General features: G+C 67.7%; 19 protein-coding genes and 1 pseudogene. 10 read left to right on the top strand and 10 right to left on the bottom strand.

What is annotated here, in order from left to right; translation table 11 throughout:
- Positions 1–12: 12 nt before the first annotated feature.
- On the bottom strand, positions 13–954 hold the full coding sequence (locus tag ACLBW1_RS09620) for a GTP pyrophosphokinase (RefSeq protein ID WP_447811610.1): 942 nt from the start codon (positions 952–954) through the stop codon (positions 13–15).
- 169 nt (positions 955–1123) lie between these two features.
- On the opposite strand from ACLBW1_RS09620, the gene ACLBW1_RS09615 reads away from it, so the two are divergent.
- A complete protein-coding gene (locus ACLBW1_RS09615) occupies positions 1124–2524 on the top strand; it encodes a DUF222 domain-containing protein (protein ID WP_447811609.1) in 1401 nt (466 codons plus the stop codon).
- 95 nt (positions 2525–2619) lie between these two features.
- Here the strand turns inward: ACLBW1_RS09615 and ACLBW1_RS09610 are convergent, their stop codons facing one another.
- On the bottom strand, positions 2620–2841 hold the full coding sequence (locus tag ACLBW1_RS09610; RefSeq protein WP_447811608.1) for a PASTA domain-containing protein: 222 nt from the start codon (positions 2839–2841) through the stop codon (positions 2620–2622).
- A gap of 331 nt (positions 2842–3172) precedes the next feature.
- Between ACLBW1_RS09610 and ACLBW1_RS09605 the strand changes: the two genes are divergently transcribed.
- Genes ACLBW1_RS09605 through ACLBW1_RS09595 form a run of 3 tightly spaced genes read left to right on the top strand, consistent with a single transcriptional unit; the run spans position 3173 to position 5249 of the window.
- A complete protein-coding gene (locus ACLBW1_RS09605; protein WP_447811607.1) occupies positions 3173–4213 on the top strand; it encodes a spore photoproduct lyase family protein in 1041 nt (346 codons plus the stop codon).
- A 49-nt stretch (positions 4214–4262) separates the two neighbouring features.
- Positions 4263–4565: a putative quinol monooxygenase gene (locus ACLBW1_RS09600; RefSeq protein ID WP_447811606.1), complete on the top strand. Its 303-nt coding sequence runs from the start codon at positions 4263–4265 to the stop codon at positions 4563–4565.
- Positions 4566–4568: 3 nt separating this feature from the next.
- The gene (locus ACLBW1_RS09595; protein WP_447811605.1) at positions 4569–5249 is read left to right on the top strand and encodes a TetR/AcrR family transcriptional regulator; all 681 of its coding nucleotides are present in this window, start codon (positions 4569–4571) and stop codon (positions 5247–5249) included.
- Between the two features lie 9 nt (positions 5250–5258).
- Here ACLBW1_RS09595 and ACLBW1_RS09590 read toward each other — a convergent pair whose 3' ends face one another.
- From ACLBW1_RS09590 to ACLBW1_RS09575, 4 genes and pseudogenes are all read right to left on the bottom strand, one after another.
- The gene (locus tag ACLBW1_RS09590; protein WP_447811604.1) at positions 5259–6689 is read right to left on the bottom strand and encodes a Na+/H+ antiporter NhaC family protein; all 1431 of its coding nucleotides are present in this window, start codon (positions 6687–6689) and stop codon (positions 5259–5261) included.
- A 75-nt stretch (positions 6690–6764) separates the two neighbouring features.
- Positions 6765–7777: pseudogene (locus tag ACLBW1_RS09585) on the bottom strand (zinc-dependent alcohol dehydrogenase).
- Positions 7774–7989 (bottom strand): hypothetical protein, encoded by a 216-nt coding sequence (locus ACLBW1_RS09580; protein ID WP_447811603.1) that lies wholly within the window; start codon positions 7987–7989, stop codon positions 7774–7776. The pseudogene ACLBW1_RS09585 and the gene ACLBW1_RS09580 overlap by 4 nt, the downstream one beginning before the upstream one ends.
- 101 nt (positions 7990–8090) lie before the next feature.
- Positions 8091–8735 carry a TetR/AcrR family transcriptional regulator gene (locus ACLBW1_RS09575; RefSeq protein ID WP_447811602.1) on the bottom strand — a complete coding sequence of 215 codons (645 nt, stop codon included), beginning with the start codon at positions 8733–8735 and terminating at the stop codon, positions 8091–8093.
- Between the two features lie 131 nt (positions 8736–8866).
- On the opposite strand from ACLBW1_RS09575, the gene ACLBW1_RS09570 reads away from it, so the two are divergent.
- Complete coding sequence (locus ACLBW1_RS09570) at positions 8867–10327, top strand: MFS transporter (protein ID WP_447811601.1); 1461 nt, start codon at positions 8867–8869, stop codon at positions 10325–10327.
- Positions 10328–10348: 21 nt separating this feature from the next.
- Here ACLBW1_RS09570 and ACLBW1_RS09565 read toward each other — a convergent pair whose 3' ends face one another.
- From ACLBW1_RS09565 to ACLBW1_RS09555, 3 genes are read right to left on the bottom strand one after another with little or no spacing between them, the layout of a single operon-like run.
- Positions 10349–11962, bottom strand: coding sequence for an MFS transporter (locus ACLBW1_RS09565; protein ID WP_447811600.1), 1614 nt, complete (start codon positions 11960–11962; stop codon positions 10349–10351).
- A gap of 29 nt (positions 11963–11991) precedes the next feature.
- Positions 11992–12993 carry an NADP-dependent oxidoreductase gene (locus ACLBW1_RS09560; protein WP_447811599.1) on the bottom strand — a complete coding sequence of 334 codons (1002 nt, stop codon included), beginning with the start codon at positions 12991–12993 and terminating at the stop codon, positions 11992–11994.
- A gap of 1 nt (position 12994) precedes the next feature.
- Positions 12995–13879, bottom strand: a complete 885-nt coding sequence (locus tag ACLBW1_RS09555; protein WP_447811598.1) for an alpha/beta fold hydrolase — start codon at positions 13877–13879, stop codon at positions 12995–12997.
- 181 nt (positions 13880–14060) lie between these two features.
- Between ACLBW1_RS09555 and ACLBW1_RS09550 the strand changes: the two genes are divergently transcribed.
- The 4 genes from ACLBW1_RS09550 to ACLBW1_RS09535 all read left to right on the top strand — a co-directional run bounded on the left by ACLBW1_RS09550 (position 14061) and on the right by ACLBW1_RS09535 (position 17366).
- Positions 14061–14510, top strand: coding sequence for an SRPBCC family protein (locus ACLBW1_RS09550; RefSeq protein ID WP_447811597.1), 450 nt, complete (start codon positions 14061–14063; stop codon positions 14508–14510).
- A gap of 123 nt (positions 14511–14633) precedes the next feature.
- Entirely contained in the window at positions 14634–15332 is a 699-nt protein-coding gene (locus ACLBW1_RS09545) for a GAF and ANTAR domain-containing protein (RefSeq protein WP_447811596.1), read from the top strand.
- A 25-nt stretch (positions 15333–15357) separates the two neighbouring features.
- On the top strand, positions 15358–16617 hold the full coding sequence (locus tag ACLBW1_RS09540; RefSeq protein ID WP_447811595.1) for an acyl-CoA dehydrogenase family protein: 1260 nt from the start codon (positions 15358–15360) through the stop codon (positions 16615–16617).
- A complete protein-coding gene (locus tag ACLBW1_RS09535; protein WP_447811594.1) occupies positions 16614–17366 on the top strand; it encodes an SDR family oxidoreductase in 753 nt (250 codons plus the stop codon). The genes ACLBW1_RS09540 and ACLBW1_RS09535 overlap by 4 nt, the downstream gene beginning before the upstream one ends.
- 16 nt (positions 17367–17382) lie before the next feature.
- Here ACLBW1_RS09535 and ACLBW1_RS09530 read toward each other — a convergent pair whose 3' ends face one another.
- Positions 17383–18123, bottom strand: coding sequence for a hypothetical protein (locus tag ACLBW1_RS09530; protein ID WP_447811593.1), 741 nt, complete (start codon positions 18121–18123; stop codon positions 17383–17385).
- A gap of 112 nt (positions 18124–18235) precedes the next feature.
- On the opposite strand from ACLBW1_RS09530, the gene ACLBW1_RS09525 reads away from it, so the two are divergent.
- On the top strand, positions 18236–18799 hold the full coding sequence (locus ACLBW1_RS09525; RefSeq protein WP_447811592.1) for a TetR/AcrR family transcriptional regulator: 564 nt from the start codon (positions 18236–18238) through the stop codon (positions 18797–18799).
- Positions 18800–18801: the final 2 nt, after the last annotated feature.

Below are 18801 nucleotides of genomic sequence, written 5' to 3'. Positions count from 1 at the left end.
TGAGTGTGCCCATCACTTCTGCGTGAGCCGCCCCAGTCGATAGCGGAGCTTCGGTTCACGATCCCTGTCCGAGGCCATGCCGGCGGTCCGTTCGATGTGGTCCTCACCGAAACGGGCGAGGAGGAGGTCGTCGACCAGCCGGACGTGCGTGGGTTCGAACTTGTAGTCCATCGCCGCCACGACGGCCTCGACGTCGGCGGTGGCGAGGAACTCGTCGAGATCCTCACGCACCACGATCCCGTTCGCGGCCAGCAGCGCGATCAACCATTCGTAGGCGTTCGCACGTGCCGGATTGATGTGGGGGAGAGCGGCTGTCAGCACTTCCTGCAGCGTGTTGATCTCGATCTCCTCGGTGGCGCGGGCGTGCGCGAGATCGTTCTTGTGGAGCGTGTCGACCTCGGCGAACTGTGCGTCGGCCAACTCGATCAGACCGGCGGCGAGCGTGAACGCCCGGTCGATCGGAGCCGACTGCCCGGTGCGCGAACCCTTGTAACGGATGCCGTGCTCGATCTCGGCCCACGCATGTTGCAGCACCGTGCGGATCTGCACCTCGAAATCGAATTCGTCGTCGGCGCGCAGGATCAGATGCCTTCCCGCGTAGCCGAAGGTGCCGGCGCTCTGCGTGACCGAGGTCTTGTCGACCCGCTGCCGCACCTCGAACGTCGACGTCAGCGCCTGCTCGACGCGATCGATGTCGGACGTGAGGTACGTGATCACCCGGACGCCCACGAGGTCGGTGACCTCGTGCAGCGGGTCGGTGAAGATCGGGACCCCGGACTCGTCGAGCCGCGCGAACTTGCCCGCCGCGGAATCGGGCTCCTTCGTACGGGATTGGACAGCATGGACCGCGATGAACGACTCGGTGAGCCGCAACGTGACCGCCCGCTCCATCTTCGCGGTGATGGCTTGGAACCTGCTGAAGTCGCGAAGATACGACTCGATCGCCGAGGTCATCATCGCTCCCTTCTTCGGTGGGCCACGTCACGGACTTCGAACATTCTAGAAGGGTGCGGCACGGTGGCGGTCATGGACGCCGCGCTCCGCGGAGCGCGGTCGGATCCGAGTGTCAGACGCCTCCGATATCCTTGTGCCACTTCATAACCGCAGGTCATCGGGGGGATACATGACGGTTACAGCTATCCGTACGGCGCAGCCGGGGCCTGAGGACCTGTTCAGCACCATGGGTCCCGAGGGGTTGTCGGACGATCAGTTGACCGAGCGGGTGGTGGTATACGCCTCCCAGATCGCGGCGCTGACCGCCCGGTTCCTGGACCTGTTACGTGAGTTCGACACCCGTGGGGTGTGGTCAGGTGAGGGCATCGCATCGTGTGCGCACTGGTTGTCATGGCGGACCGGGTTGTCGCTACGCACCGCCCAGGACCACCTACGCATCGCCCACGCCTTGGCTGACCTGCCGCAGATGCACGCAGCGTTCGCCGACGGCCGCCTGTCGTATTCGAAGGTCCGTGCACTGACACGGGTCGCGACCCCGGATCGGGAGGAAGAACTTGTGTCGGTGGCGTTGTCGGCGACCGCGGCGCAGGTCGAACAAATCGTCCGGTCGATACGCCACATCGACCGCGCCGCCGATGAATCCGATACCGGCCGAGTGGACTCGAGCGCACGGTGGGGGTGGAACGACGACGGCACTCTGTCGGTGACGATGCGCCTCGCCCCGCTCGACGGCGCCCGGTTCCTGGCCGGCGTCGTCCGCAGCGAATACGAACGCACCCGCACCGCCGACGACCCCGACCTCCCACTCCCCGACCCCACCGCGACCGACGCCGCCGACGTTCCGCGGAACGCGCCGTCGTCGACCGATCTGTGGCGCCATGTGCCGTCGAACATCGCCGAGGCGGTGGTGGCGATGGCCGACACCATGCAGGCAATCGTGGCGATGCCGGAGTTCGCGCCGGGCGCCGAAATCGTCATCCACACCGATTCCGACGTCGACGACTCCCCGACCGACTCCCACCTCGACACGGGCCCGGCGATCTCGGAGGCCGAGGTCGATGAGGCGTCGTGTGGCGGATCGACACGGGTCGTGAAGAAGCGGAAGGGCCGAAACGGTGTGGTGTTGCGGTGGGGACGTAAACGCCGCCTACCGACACACACGTTGCTGCGGTTGGTGTTCGAACGCGACCGTGGGTGCCGGCATCCCGGATGCGGCCGGACCCGACATCTCCACGCCCACCACGTGCGGTTCTGTAGCGAGGGCGGCACCACCGATCCCGACAACCTGATCATGCTGTGCTCCACCCACCACCGGGCGTTGCACCACGGCCAATTCGGAATCCGAGCCCACGGTGAGCAACATTTCACGTTCCACCGCCCCGACGGCACTTTGATCGAGACCGCACCCACCACGTCAGCTCCGGTGACCTGGCGGGCCGACCCCGCCATCGCCCCCGACGCCATCGAACCCGTCGGCGGCGGACGCCTCGACCTCGGCTACACCCTCGAAGTCCTCTACGCCGGCTGGGAATGGCGCACCGGACAACACCTCACCCCGAACGCCGCCTGACCGCGTTCCGCGGAACGCGGACAGGATGTTGCGGCGATCAATTCGACGATGCGTGGGTGCAGTACTGGCGATCTTGAGTCAACGCACAACAGCTGTCAGCAATTGTTTGGTTCGGACTCCCTGACCACGGACAGAACAGCCTCAGCCTCAGACACTGGAGAGCCGGGCGCTGGATCCTGCGCCACCACGATCCAGTTCCGATCCATGACTTGCCGCCGGCCCTGACCGGTCGCGTCTTCGCTACGCGAGAAGAACACACCGTTCTCTTGAATGCGGTCCTGTGCATCTTGCAAGTTCATGCGCACCACTGCAGGCATGACCGCAGGCTCGGCAGCGGGAGGGGGTGTCGTCGACGTTTCTGTGTCCGATTGAGGCGGCGCGACGGGCGCCGCCTGAGTGGGGGCCTGTGTCGTCGTGGGCTCGGCGATAACGGTGACCGTGCTCGCCGGTGGTGTTGTACCTGCCGCGACGTCGGTTGGGGGCTTCTCGTCACCGCCCCCGGCGATGCCGGCGACGACGAGGATGAGAACTACCACGCTCACGGTCGATGCAACGACTGGCGGGAAGGATCGACCTGGTCCCCGGCGTTGACCAAGGGTGGATGACCTATTGACCCCTCCAGCGAAGATCTGGACTCCGTCACGCGTCATGGTCACCCGATCGGCGTCCGAGTTGCCGCATGCCGCCGAGATCATCCGGAGGTGCGAGGCTGCAGGCGTTTCCGACATCGACATGTTGTCCGGGGACCGGCTGACCGGCCTGCGCGGCGCGACCGAGCGCCAGACGTACGCACTCGCGAAGAAGACGCTCGCGGTCGTGGTCGCCCCTCCGAGTGCGGTGAAGCCTCAACCGATCCCGCCCAGCGCCGACTGGCGTATCGACCTCGCGAAGGGCTGTCCCGCCCACTGCCAGTACTGCTATCTCGCCGGCTCACTCTCGGGCCCACCGATCACCCGGGTGTACGCGAACATCGACGACGTGCTCGCCGGGATCGGCACCCACGCCGGTCGCGGCACCATCACCTCGGGGACTGCCGAGCGTGGTCACGAGGGGACCACGTTCGAGATGTCCTGCTACACCGACCCGCTCGGTATCGAACACGTGACCGGGTCCCTGTCCGAGGCCATCAGGAGAGTGGGCGCAGGAACCTACGGCGACGGGGTGTCGTTGCGGTTCACCACCAAGTTCGACGACGTCGCCGACCTGCTGGCCATCGATCACGGCCGTCGTTCCCGCGTGCGACTGTCGGTCAACGCCGATGACATCGCCCACCGGTTCGAGGGCGGCACCGCCCGCATGCCCGCCCGCATCCGCGCGCTACGACAGCTCGCCCTCGCCGGTTACCGGGTGGGCCTGACCATCGCCCCGATCATGCCGATCCCCGGGTGGCGCGAGCAGTACGGCCGTCTGCTCGCCGACGTGGCCGAGGCGCTGAAGACGGTGCCCGATCTCGATCTCACCGTCGAGATCATCACCCACCGGTTCACCGCGTCGAGCAAAGACGTATTGCTCAGCTGGTACCCGGCGACCAAACTCGAGATGGACGAGGACTCACGAACCGCGAAACGCAACAAGTTCGGCGGCGTCGAGTACGTCTACCCCCGCGAGACCATGTCGGCGATGCGGTCGTGGTTCGTCACCGAACTCGATGCCGTCCTGCCCGACGCACAACTTCTGTACTGGACCTGACCCGCTGATCGTGGGGACTCCCGAACTGGTGATACGGCAGGATGGAGGTATGGCCACACTTGTCCTCCTGGAACTGCACCTCGACCCCGCGCAGCTCGACGCCGCGCCCGGCATCATCGACGAGACGCTGGTCGCGACCCGGGCCTGGCAGGGGAACGAGGGCATCGAGGTTCGTGTCGACGACGACGACCCGTGCCACATCATGGTGGTCGAGCACTGGGCGACGACCGAGGATCATGCCGCGTACGCCCGCTGGCGCCTGACCCCGGAAGGCAAGAGCCGACTGGGCGAGATCGTCGCCGCGGCACCGGTCAAGACGATCTGGTCCACCACCGTCCCGCTGCGGGACTGACCGGTGACCGAGCCCTCCGTCCCCGATCGACTCGTGGCCGCCACGATCGATCTGCTGGGACAGGTCGGCCCGTCGGAGATCAAGGTGCGGCGCATCACCGAGGCGGCCGGGTTGTCGACGATCACCGTCTACCACCACTTCGGCGGCATGACGGAGCTTCTCGCCGCGGTGGTGGCGCAGGGCTATCGAACCTTGACGGACACGATGGACCGGGCCGCGCATTCCGGGCCCGACCCGGGGGCGCAGTTGTTCGGGATGGCCCTCGTCAACCGCGAACTGGCGCAACGAAACCCGCACCTGTACGACATGATGTTCGGCCTGTCGACCCGAGGCACCTATCGCGCCGTCGCACCCGGGGCCGACAGCGACCCCGCCGCGCGGTTCGCCGAGACCTACGACGTGTTGGCCGCGGCGTCGCACCGGTTGGTCGACACCGGTCGCATCTCGATGACCGACGGCCACCAGGTGGCGGCCGGACTGTGGAGTTTCGTGCACGGCTTCGTGACGCTGGAGGCGGCCGGCAATTTCACGCGATTCGCCGATCCGGTGCTCGAGGTGCTCGCCCCGATGGCCGTGAACCAGTTCGTGGGGATGGGCGACGACCGTGCCCGCGCCGAGCAGTCCGCCGCAGACGCGCTCACGTGGTGGACCGACAACGGCTCGGGTGGCGCCGAGCGCGGATGAGTCCTGCCCCTAGCGAGTACCGAGAAATATCAGCGCGGTGTACATCAGGACTGCGGGGACGAGCACGCACCACCCGACGATGAGGATGTTGCGCACATCGGCCGATCGGCACAGCCCCATCACGCCGAGCATGTTCACGTTCGGCAGCGGCCCATAGGTGTCGGCCTTCGAGGCGAACAGCAGCACCACCACCCACACTCCGGCCCCGATCCCGGCCACCGCAGCCAACTCGCCGAACACTTTGTCCAGCAACACGACCTGGGCGGCAGAGGCGCCCGGTACCCCGACCCAGCCGATCGCCGCGACGGTCATCGCGAGCAGGAACGGCGACAGGTGGCCGATGTCGTCACCGTAGGAACCGAGGACGACGGCGAACGGGTTGATGCGTGCGATCGCGGTGAACAACACGGCCAACAGCACGAAGAGGGCGAACAACCACGCCAGGTTCGCCGCACCGCGAACGGCGCTGAGCACGAACGCCTTCGGTGACATCCCAGCTCCGAGAGCGGTGGCCACCGACATCAGGGGCAATGCGATCAAGGGCAGTGCGACACCTGCCGTCGTGACGGTCGCGACGACGAGTACAACCACGAGCGTCACGGCGAACACGAGGGCGGCGCGGGTGGCGCGACGGTCGTCACCGATCTGTGCCGCATCGGATCCCACTGCGATCAGCTCGTCGGGGGAGTAGTGGTCGTCGGTGTCCCGGGTGCGTCGCTGCATCCACGGGACCACGATCATGCCCACCGCGATGGACACCACAGCCAGCGGACCACCACCGTGGAGCAGGTACGACAGGTAGCCGACATCGGCCGCGCCCATGATCGCGATGTTGCCTCCGGCGAACGGTGCGACCGCGAAACCCGCACAGCCGCCGATGAACACGGCGGCCGCGGTCGCCGAACGAGTGAGGCCTGCGCGTGCGGCGACGGGCAACAACACCGGCACCGCGACGGCGAGCGCGCCTGCCAGGGTGCCCAGCGCCGCCACCAGGAGAAGGCACGTCAGCATGATTCCGTTGGCCACCGCCGTCGGATTCGAGGTGCCGACGAGACGGATCGCGGTCGTCACGATCGTTTTCGCGGCGCCCGTCGCGCGGAGGATCTCCGCGAGCGCGCCGCCGAGCAGGATCACCACACCGATCACGGTCACTTGATCGGTCGCGGCCTCGCGGGCCATGTCCAGTGCGACGCCGGGGCCGGGTAGCAGGATCGCCAGGCCCGATCCCACCGCGACGACGGTGGCCTTCAGGATCGGCATCCCGAGGGCGGCGAGAATCCCGTACAGGCCGATCGGGAGGAAACCCCACAGCGTGAATCCGTCGACCGTGAGCCCGATGACCAGCGACAGCACCAGAGAGGCGGCCGCGACCAGAGGGAGGAGGCGCGCCCCCTGCCTGCGGCCGGTGGCGCGTGGCGCGGGTCGCGCGGTGGTGTGCACCCGCAGGACGATAGCGACAAACACGGCACGGTGGTGACAAATGCCGACGGCGCGGGTTCACCGTGAGTGCACCGCTCAGTCGAAGGTGACGACCACCTTGTCGGCCGCGCCCGGCGTGCCTGCGGTCTCGAGTGCGGTGCGCACGTCGTCGAAGGCGAACCGATCGCTGACGATGACCGCGAACTTCTCCCAGTGGTCGGCGATCTCGTCGGTCACCTCGAAGATCTCATCCGGATAACCCATGGCGGTCACGATGTTCACCTCCGGTCCGAGCAGGGCGCCGAAATCGACCGGGACCGGCTTCTTGTGCACGGCCACGATCCCGATGGTCGCGTTCTGTTTCGCACACGCGAAGGCGGTGTCGAGCACGGCGGGGACGCCGGCGGCATCGAGGTAGATGTCGGTGCCACCGCGCGGCTTGCCCATCGCGGTGCTGCCCGGGCCGTGCAGCTCGTCAGCCGTGCTGCCAGGTCCTCGTCGAGGGAGTTGATGACCGCGTCGGCGCCGACGACGAGAGCCTTCTCCAGACGTGAGGCGATGATGTCGACAACCACCACATGCGCTGCGCCACTGAGCTTGTACCCGATCACCGCACCCAGGCCGATCGGCCCGGCCCCGAAGACCATCACGGTGTCACCGGAGTTCGGCGCGGTGCGGTTGACGGCGTGCCGGGCCACGGCCATCGGCTCGTTCAATGCGGCCACGTGAAAGGGCACGTCGTCGGCGATGACGGCGACGTTGGTGCCGATCTCGGCGTCGGAGATCACCACGTACTCCGAGAGTCCGCCGTGGGGGCCGCCGCTTCCCATCAGTTCGCTGCCCGCGCCGATGGGATTGACCACCACGTGATCCCCCACGGAGAGGCCTCGGACCTCGGAGCCGACCTCGACGACCTCTCCTGCCGGCTCATGGCCCAGCGGGGTGGCGCCCTGTCGCGGTGGGATGCCACCGATCTGGATGTAGAACGTGTCCGAACCGCAGATGCCGCATGCGCGGACGCGGACCAGGATGTCGGTGGGACCGCATGTGGGCATGGGGACGTCGATGACGTCGACCGTTCCCGGCCCGCTGACGATGACGGATCTCATGCCGACACCGCCACGGGAACGGCGAGTTGGGCACGCCGGGTGCGGTGCTTGGCGAGCAGCGCACCGCCGGCGCCCAGCGAGATGACGGCCATCACGGCCGGCACGGCGATCTGCTGGAAACCTTCGAGGACGAACAGTCCGCCGACGGCGACGGCGAGGTTGAACAGGAACAGGAATCCGAGGACGGGAGTGGAGCCGAGGATCTTCTTCATGGTGGTCACGCTGTGCCTTCGATGGTGGTCGGCCGGGCGTGATGCCCGGCCGCCCCATCAGTAGAAGGCAGCGGCCGTTAAAAGTCAATCAATTGACTTAATCAAGGGGTGACGGGTGCTGCCCAGATACCCACGATCGCGTCGACGAGGTCGTGACCGCATCGCTCCCACGAGGTCGACGGGTCCGCATCCTCGCGAGCCAGGTAGCGCTCGAACTCGGCGCAGCCGTGTGTGACGAGCAACCGCGCCATCGAGTTGCGGACGTTGCGGATGTTGTCGTCGAGATCGGGAGTGCACTCTGCGAGCTGGTTGACGGCGATACGCAGCGACTGGGACACGGTGGCCTCGTTGACCAGCAACGGGCGGAGTTCGGGATCGGTGGAGACCTGCGCGCAGAAGCGCGCGTACCAGCTCTCACCGCCGAGGGTGGCGAGATGATCCGTGACCGGCAGTACCAGGCACGACACCCACGCACGGATGTCGCCGGAGCCTCGGTGAGCGCGCACCAGGTCGGCGCGACCGCGATCGATCGAGGGGGCATGTCTGGCGATGATCGCGCTCACCAGATCGGCCTTGGTGCCGAAGTGGTAGCCGACTGCGGCGTTGTTCCCCTGTCCCGCCGCTTCGCTGACCTGCCGATTGGAGACCGTGTTGATGCCGTCTTCGGCGAAGAGCCGCTCGGCGGCGGCCAGGATCGCGTCCCGGGTCGCCTCGGCACGGCTGTTCCTGGTCGTCTTCTGACTCACCTGATCCTCCTTCGAGGGAGAACGCGACGTCCCTGCCACCTCCGAGCCTAGTCGATCAATGTGCTTGTTTAAGTCAGTCAGTTGCTTTACTTTCTCCCCAGAACGCCCACCTTCCGAAGGGATCGACCGTCATGTCCACCCACCTCACGACGCGAGAGTCGACGGCTCCGAACGTCACACTGATCATCGTCTCGCTCGCACTCGCCGGCATCGTCGTCTCACTGATGCAGACACTGCTGATCCCGATCATCCCGCAACTTCCCACGCTGCTCGAGGCGAAACCGTCGGACACGTCATGGGTCATCACCGCGACACTGCTCGCCGGCGCGGTGTCGACTCCGATCGTCGGCCGACTCGGCGACATGTTCGGCAAACGTCGCATGTTGCTCATCAGCGTGGTGTCGCTGATCGTCGGTTCGGTGATCGGGGCGCTGAGCGGATCACTCATCCCGCTGATCATCGGCCGTGTGCTGCAGGGGCTTTCCGCAGGCGTCGTGCCCCTGGGCATCAGCATTCTTCGCGACGTGTTGCCGAAAGAGAGGCTCGGCTCGGCGACCGCGATGATCTCTGCCTCGCTCGGCGTGGGCGGCGCACTGGGCCTACCGATCTCGGCTGTCATCGCCGACAACTTCGACTGGCACATGCTGTTCTGGGTCTCGACCGTCCTCGGTGGCGTGGTGCTCGTGCTCATCGCCGTGGTGCTGCCGGAATCGCAGGTCCGCACCGGCGGCTCGTTCGACCACGTCGGAGCGGTCACCCTCTCCACGGCGCTCGTCGGGCTGCTGCTCGCGATCTCCAAGGGTGGGGACTGGGGTTGGACCGGTCGTCTGACGCTGGCGATGTTCGCTCTCGCTGCGGCGGCCTTTGCCGTGTGGGCCTTGTGGGAGCTGCGCACCCCGCGCCCGCTGGTCGACCTCCGGGTCACCGTCGGCCGCCAGGTCCTGCTGACCAACCTGGCCGCGGTCGTGTTCGGTGTCGCCATGTTCGCGATGTCGTTGGTGTTCCCGCAGATGCTTCAGCTGCCCGAATCGACCGGCTACGGACTCGGCAAGTCGCTGTTGGTCGTCGGCCTGGTGATGGCTCCGTCGGGCTTCGTGATGATGCTGGTCTCGCCCATCTCGGCGAGGATCAGCGCCTCGATGGGGCCGAGGGTGACTCTGATGGCCGGGGCGGTCGTCGTCGCCGGCGCCTACATCCTGGCCGCGCTCACCCTGACGAGCCTGTGGGAGTTCGTGCTCGTGTCGATCCTGATCGGCGCCGGTATCGGACTCGCCTACGGCGCCATGCCCGCGTTGATCATGGGGGCGGTGCCCGCCACGGAGACCGCGGCGGCCAACAGCCTCAACACTCTGATGCGTTCGGTCGGAACGTCGTTCGCCTCGGCGATCGCCGGTGTGGTGCTGGCGGGCATGACCCTGTCCGATGGACTCACCCCGTCGGAGAATGCCTTCAAGGTGGTCCTGCTCATCGCGGCCGCCGGCGCGATCGCGGCCCTCGTTCTCGCCGCGTTCCTTCCCGGTCGTGCGCAGTCTGCGGACTCGGCCGATGCCGGGGTCGGTGCGGAACTGCAGGCTGTGCGACCCACGGTCTGACCGAGCCGGGGACCGCGCACGTCACGCGCGGGGTCGTGTCGCCGAGTCCATCAGCGCCGCCGCGGGATCGCCGTCGGCGGCGCTGATGCCGTCGGGGTCGCCGGGATGGGAGGGGAGGAAGATCAGCGTGAGGACGCCGACGACCGCGGTCACCGCTCCGGCGACGATGCAGCCGGTGGTGAAACCGTCGACGAATCCCGATCGGGCGATGTCGGAGAGCTGCGCCCCGGCACGGGCTCCCACCTCGCCGAACTGGCTCGCGGCGACCTTCGAGGCCTCGAGCGCGGCGCCGATGGAATCGCGGGCGGGATCGACGAGCTGCGCGGGCAGCGACCGTGCGTCGGTGTCGAGCGATTCGCGGTAGACCGACAGAGCGATGGAACCGATCACCGCGACGCCGAGGGTGCCGCCGAACTCGCGGGTCGCGTCGTTGACCGCCGACCCCATGCCGGCCTTCTCCGGGGAGACCACACCCATGATCGCCTCCGTGGCGGGTGCGCTGATGAAGCCCAGACCGGTTCCGAGCAGCAGCATCTGACTCGCGATGATCGCGTAGGCGGTGTCGACCTCCGACGTCGCCGTCCACCAGAACATGCCCGTGATCAAGGCGAGTCCGGCCGCGACGACGACCTTGGTGCCGACCCGCACCGCGAGCTGCGGACCGATGAGGGAGGCCACGGCGATCGAGCCGGCGACGGGCAGCATGCGCAGACCGGTCTCGAGGGGGCCGTAGCCGAGCACCGATTGCAGGTACTGCGTGACGAGGAAGATGAAGCCGAACAACGCGAAGAACGCACCGGTAACCGCACCGCTGGCGGCGGTGAACCGCATGTTGGCGAACAGCCGCACGTCGAGCATCGGGTGCTCCACCCGGATCTCCTGCAGGACGAACACCGTCAGCAACACCGCCGCGGCCGCGAAGCCGCCGAGTGTGGCCGCGCTCGCCCAGCCGCGGTCGGGGGCCTCGATGATCGTGTAGACGAGGCTGCCGAGCGCGAGGGTCGACAGGACGAGACCCAGCACGTCCAGTGGCGGGACCGAGGGATCCCGCGACTCCGGGACGAAACGGAGTGCGAGCATCAGCGCGACGAGCGACGCGGTGGCGACAAATACGAGAATCGAACCCCACCAGAAGGATTCGACGAGTGCACCGCCCACCACCGGACCGACGGCGACGGACATGCCGGTCGCCGCGCCCCACAGACCGATCGCCTTGACGCGCTCGGACCGCTCGATGAACACGTTGGTCAGGATCGACAACGTGACCGGGTAGACGACCGCCGCGGCCACACCGGCCAGGACGCGCCACGCGATGAGCACGTCGGGGTTCGGGCTCCACGCCCCTGCCAGCGACGCGATCACCGACACCGCGAGACCACCGATCAGGAAGGCGCGCCGACCGAATCGATCGCTGAGCGATCCCGCCGCGAGCACAAGCGCCGCGAAGGCCAGGTTGAACGCGTCGACGATCCACAGCAGGTCACGCGTGGAGGCGTCGAGTTCGACGACCATCACCGGCAGTGCGATGTTCACGATCGTGGTCGCGACGTTGACGACGAACACCGCGGCGCACAGCGCCACGAGGACCGCCGCCTTGTTCACCGGGCGTGCGGATGTGGCTCCGAGGGGGGTCATAACGAAGTTTTATCATGCGTCGATCGGGGTCACAAGGCGTGCGTGATGACGACCTTCCCGGCTGCCGTCTTTCCTGACTCGACGTACGCGAGCGCGTCCAGGGTGTCCTCGAACCCGAACGTCGAGTCGACGACCGGACGCAGCACACCCTGGTCGTAGAGAACTCCGAGTTCGCGCAGGCGCGCACCGTCGGCGTGCATGAAGAAGAACCGGTAGGTCACACCGCTCTTGCCCGCCGCCCTGCGGACCTTTCGACTCAGCAGCGACAGCACGAACTCGAACGGTTTCGGTGCCCCGAGTTGCCGGGCGAAGCCGGCGTCCGGCGGACCGGTGACGCCCAGGGCCAGTCCGCCGGGCCGCAGCACGGTGAACGACTTCAGCAGGTTCTCGCCGCCGACCGCGTCGATGACGAGGTCGTAGCCGGAGACCACGTCGACGAAATCGGCTGTCCGGTAGTCGATCACCTCGTCGGCTCCGAGGCTCGCCACGAGATCGCGGGAGCGTGTCCCCGCGGTGGACGCCACATGGGCGCCGAGGTGATGGGCGAGCTGCACCACAGTCGACCCGAGGCCGCCGGCGCCCGCGTGCACCAGCACCTTCGAGCCCGGCCCGATGTGAGCGGTGTCGACCAGCATCTGCCACGCCGCGAGCGCGACGAGTGGCACCGCGGCCGCCTCGGCGAACGACAGCGATGCGGGTTTGGGCGCCACGTCGCGCTGATCGATCGCGATGTACTCGGCGAAGGTGCCGATCCGCAGATCCCGAGGGCGCGAGAAGATCTCGTCGCCGACCGCGAACCCCGTGACATTCGAGCCCACCTCGGTCACGGTGCCGGACACGTCGTGGCCCAGCGTGAGCGGGAACCGGTATTTGAGGAGCTGCTTGAACGTGCCGCCGCGGATGAGCATGTCGAGCGGGTTGACGCTCGCCGCCGCCACCTTCACCAGCACGTCATCGGGGCCGACGGTGGGCGACGGGACCTCGGCGGCGTGCACCGGGCCGGAATACTTGTCGATGACGAATGCCTTCATCTCAGGCCTCCAGGAATTCCAGTGCGGTGGGCACGAACTGGTCGTGAGCCTGGAAGATCCCGCCGTGGCCTGCATCGTGGTAGATCCGCAGGGTCGCGTTCGGGATGCGGCGCGCGAGATCGTGCGAGTTCGAGGTCGGGACCATGCGGTCGTCGTCGCCGTTCGCGACCAGTGTGGGCGCGCTGATGGTGCCGATGTCGGCGGGTGTCTGGGCGCCCCAGGAATGGATCGCCGTGAGCTGCGTGCGGAAGGCGCGCAGTGAGATGGCCCTGTCCCGATCGTCGGTGCGCTCCTTCAGTCGGGAGAGGAAGGCCTTCGCCTGTGCTTTGCCGTTCGCGGTCCGGGTGAAGAACAGGCGGGTCTTCGGGTCTTTCCCGGTGAGGACCGACTTGATGCTGTCGGAGTAGGTGACCCGCGTGACGTCGGTGATGCCCTCACCACCGGCCGGGCCTGTTCCGGTGAGGATCAGCTTCCGGACCAGGTCGGGGCGGACCGTGGCGATCACCTGGGCGACGAAGCCGCCGAGGGAGAAACCGAACAGGTCGACCTGCGTCAGGCCGAGTGCCTCGATCACGGCGATCGCGTCGTCGGCCATGCCCTCGACGGTGTCGGGGACGCTGCCTCCGGTGGCGCCGACACCGCGGTTGTCGAACGCGATGACGTGATGGCGCGCGGCGATCCCGTCGAGGATCCGGGGATCCCAGTTGTCGAGGTTGGCGCCGAGGTGGTGCAGGAACACCACGGGCACACCGCCGGTGGGGCCGTAGCTGCGGTAGGCGACGTCGATGTCGCGCACGGAGACGGTGCGTGTGGGCACGGTCGCCCACGACTGCGCGCGATCCGGTCCCGAGGTCGCGGGGTCGTGGTCGGTGTTCGGTGTGCTCATGGGGTCCTCCCCGATCTGGGTAAACTGATCTGTGTACTCGAACGGTAACCGACCGGCACCCGAAAGTAAACAGGTCGGTCTACCCGAGCGCGTTACAGTGGCCGATAGGTGGGTTCAGCGATCAGCCCGCGCCCTGGTCGGTCCCGTCGCGGGCCGCCGCCCCACCTCATCGGAGCTCCTCATGCCCACTGTCTCCCGCACCTTCACCGTGACCGCGTCGCCCGCGCAGGTCATCGAGTACCTGTCCGACTTCGGCAACGCGCCCGAGTGGGATCCGGGCACCCAGACGTGCACACGCAACGACGACGGGCCGATCCGCGTCGGGGCGAACTGGCACAACAAGTCCGAGATCGCCGGTGTCAGCACGGAATTGACCTACACGCTGACCACCCTCACCTCCGACACCATCGTGTTGGTCGGCACCAACGACACCGCGACCTCGACCGAGACCATCACCGTCCATCCCGACGGCAGCGGCAGCGAGGTCACCTACACCAACGAGATCGACCTGCAGGGGATGGCCAAGATCGCGGCGCCCGCGATGAAGCTCGTCTTCGAGAAGGTCGGCGTCGACACCGAGAAGCAGCTCACCGAGGTGCTCGACGGATTGGCCGGCGCCGAGACCCGCTGATCGGGCGGTCCTGCCGGGCTGACGGTGGGACGCCCACACCCCGACCGGTGCCGGTCGATACAGTTCGCAGCAGTGAGCGGTACCGACCGAGGATGTGGGATGGGCGAGGAAACGACAACGAACGTGCATGTGGCGATCGCCGAGGTGGCCCGGCGACTGCATGCCGCCGACGACCGGCCGGCCGAGGCGGTTCTCGGTGACGTGGTGGGTGGGGCCATCGAGCACGTGCCCGGCGCCGAGGCCGCGAGCATCTCCATCACGCACGGCAGGAACTCGCTGACCACCGAGTTCTCGACCGACCCGCTGGCGACCCGACACAACGAGATCCAGACCGCGCACGGTGAGGGCCCCTGCCTCGCTGCGGCGTGGGAGGAGGCCGTGGTCCGCATCGACGACCTGCAGACCGACGACCGATGGCCCGAGTACGCCGCGCAGGCGCGTGCCGAGGTGCCGTTCCGATCGATCCTGTCGTTCCGGCTCTACACCGCCGACGAGAAGCTCGGGACGCTCACGCTGTACTCCCGGGTCCCCGGCAACTTCGGGATCGAGAACGAGGAGATCGGTCTCGTCTACGCCGCGCACGTCGCCAACGCCTGGATGGCACGCGAGCGCACGAGTCAGTTCACCAGTGCCCTGGCCAGCCGAGACATCATCGGCCAGGCCAAGGGGATGATCATGGAACGCTTCGGCATCGACGCGGTGCAGGCCTTCGAGCTGCTCCGTCGGCTGTCCCAGGACAGCAACGTCAAACTCGCCGACCTCGCCCGACAACTGGTCGAGACCGATCACCCCGCCCGTGAGGAGCTGTCGAGGTCGCGCTAGACCGGCGATCGTTAGGGTTCAGTTCATGGACCTCAGCCACTCACCGCGGGCCACCGATCTCCGCGATCGTGTCCGCTCCTTCATCGAGACCCACATCGAGCCGGTGGAGCACGATCACCATCGCGAGATCGCACGGCTCCGCAATTCCGGTGGCGACCCGTGGGAGCCCCTTCCGCTGATGGCCGAGCTGCAGACGAAGGCGCGCGCCGAGGGTCTGTGGAACCTCTTCCTGCCCGCCGGTCACGAGATGCACTACGCCGAGAAGTACGGCACCGACGGCGGTGTCGGGCTGAGCAACATCGACTACGCGCCGGTCGCCGAGGCGATGGGCCGGTCGTCGCTCGCCCCGCAGGTGTTCAATTGCAACGCCCCCGACACCGGCAACATGGAGGTGCTGCTGCGCTACGGCACCGAGGCGCAGCGGGAGGAGTGGCTCGAACCGTTGCTGGACGGACGGATCCGTAGCGCGTTCTGCATGACCGAGCCCGACGTCGCCTCCAGCGACGCCACGACGATGGAGCTCACCGCCGTCGCCGACGGCGAGGACATCATCCTCAACGGTCGCAAGTGGTGGTCGACCGGCGTGGGCAGCCCGGAATGCGAGATCCTCATCGTCATGGGCCTCACCGCCCCCGACGCCGATCGCCATCATCGGCACTCGATGGTGCTGGTCCCGCGCAACACACCCGGTGTCGAGGTGGCGCGCATGCTGCCGACGATGGGCTTCTTCGACGAGCCCGGCGGCCACGGCGAGGTCACCTTCACCGACGTCCGTGTCCCGCGGGAGAACTTCATCTCCGGTCCGGGACAGGCGTTCGAGATCGCCCAGGGACGACTCGGGCCGGGCCGCGTGCACCACGCCATGCGGGTCGTCGGTCTCGCCGAGAAGTCGCTGGAACTCGCCTGTCGCCGCGGCAGCGAGCGCATCGCCTTCGGCACACCGATCGTGAACCTCGGCGGCAACCGCGAACGGATCGCGCAGGCGCGCATCGCGATCAACTCCACCCGACTGCTCATCCTCGACGCCGCCTACAAACTCGACACCGGCGGGCCGTCCAACGCCCTCAGCGAGGTCGCGCAGATCAAGGTCGCCGCGCCGCGGATGGCGCAGGAGGTCATCGACTTCGCGATACAGATGCACGGCGGCGGCGGACTCTCCGACGATTTCCCGCTGGCCGCGGCGTGGACGAACGCGCGGGCCCTGCGACTGGCCGACGGTCCCGACGAGGTGCACCTGGGCATGGTCGCCCGCATCGAGCTGGGGTCGTACGGGGTGAAGCGATGAGCGCCCCGATGACGACACTCATCACCGGGGCCAGTTCCGGACTCGGCGCCGAGATGGCCCGGCAGTTCGCCGCTCTCGGGCACGATCTCGCGCTGTGCGCGCGCCGAACCGACCGGCTCGAGGAACTGCGTGCGGAGATCGTCGCCGCCCACCCGGGTCGCCGGGTCGAGGTCGCCGCTCTCGACGTCACCGACGACGAGGCGGTGTTCACCGTCGTCGGTGATCTCGCCGATCGCCTCGGCGGACTCGACCGCGTGATCGTCAACGCGGGATCGGGCTCGGGCGCGGCCCTGGGCACCGGCAAGCAGCACGCCAACCGTCGCACCGCGATGACCAACTTCGTCGGGGCGCTCTCGCAGACCGAGGCGGCCCTCGAACTGTTCCGCGCGCAGGGCCACGGCCACCTGGTCATGATCTCGTCGGTGTCGGCGCTGCGCGGGATGCGCAAGGCGATGACCAGCTACGCCGCGACCAAGGCCGGTGTCGCGGCCATCGCCGAGGGGGTGCGATCGGAGAACATCCGCGGCGTCGACGTGTCAGTGATCTACCCCGGCTACATCGCCTCGGAGATGAACGACCACATCGAGCAGAAGCCGAAGCTGATGGTCGACACCGAGACCGGTGTGCGCGCGATGGTGAGGGCGATCGAGAAGCGGACCCACAAGGCCTATGTCCCGACATGGCCGTGGGCGCCGATCTCGATGGCCATGAAGGTGCTCCCGCTGTCGGTGGTGCGCAGGATGGTCTGACCGGGCGGACGTGCGCCTAACCGCTGCGTTGCGCCGCAGGCAGATCGGGGAAGACCGGCTCGGCCAGGCCGAGCGTTCCGGAGCTCGCGACCGGCCGGATTTGCAGGTAGCACCCGGTCCGGTGGGTGTCGGCGGTGCGCGCGTGCTTCATCGCGTTCGCGTGCCCGCCGGGTGCATAGGCGTAATCACGCGCGAGCTTGACCGTCTTCCACATGCTGATCGACGTGTGCTCGAACGGCAGGGCCGACGAGACGTCGACGCTGCCGCGATGTCCGGGGTGAAAGGCCGCACGCGACGCCGCATGGACGTTGTTGCGGACGAAACCGAGTAGGTGTCGCGGCCGCAGGACACCGTGCACGACGACGACCATCGGCTCGTCGAGGCGCATCGTCTCGCTTCCCTCGTCGCAGGGATCCCAGCCGTGCCAGTTGTCGCCGTCGTGCTCGCGGCTCACCCGCGCCACCTCGCCGTCGAGGTGGAATCCGCCTCCGCCTCGCACCGCGACGGCGAGTGGTCCGCGAAAGGCCGCGGCGGCGGACTCCGGTGAGTCCCACGCCGCGACGAGGGCGCGTCCCGGTGGCACGAAGCTCCTCAGGCTCAGTGAATGTGTCGCGTGGTTGGAGTGGTTCACCGTCGCCGACCGCAGTCCCGGAATCGGTTGACGTAGGGCCTTCTTCACCCTCCGGCTCCACATCCACGGGCCTCCCGATGGCCGGTCGAACACGTCGATCGTCACGAAATCCGCGGTGTCGGGCACGGTGTGCTCCTCGGTGGTCGGCGAGACCTGTCGTGAGCCCGGACGCACTCGTAAACAGATCGGTGTACATTGCTGGGGCAAGGGTAGACCACGAACGGACCAGGTGACGAACATGACCACGGAGACGACAGCGACCGCGACACCGGGCGTGCGAGATCGGATCCTGGCCGCCGCGACGGAGTTGTTCTACGTCGAGGGCATCAACGCCACGGGCGTCGACCTCGTCGCCTCGAAGGCCGGCGTCTCGAAAAGGACTCTCTACAAGTACTTCCCGAGCAAGGTCAACCTGGTGGAGCAGTACCTCGCGCGCATCGTCGAGATGGTGGTGGCCCCGCGTGACGCACCGGCCGACACCCCGCGCGAGCGGCTGATGTCACTGTTCGCCGTTCCCGAGCCCGACGGAGGGCTCATGCGCGGTTGCCCGTTCCACAATGCGGCGGTCGAGGCGGCGGCGGTGATGCCCGAGGTGGCCGAGTTCGTACACCGACAGAAAGAGGCGTTCGCCGAGTCGATCGTCGACGTCTGTCGTGACCTCGGCGCCGATGACCCCGACCTGCTCGGACGGCGGATCGCGCTGATCTATGAGGGCGCGGCCGCCCTGTCGACGTCGTTGAACGCGGTGGAACCGTGGGTGCGTGCGCGGTCGACGGTCGAGCTGCTGCTCGATCAGGAGTAACG

It is taken from the genome of Williamsia sp. M5A3_1d (genome assembly GCF_053345315.1).
The sequence above is the reverse complement of the archived record's forward strand: the minus strand, read 5'-3'. Positions and strand labels throughout refer to the sequence as shown.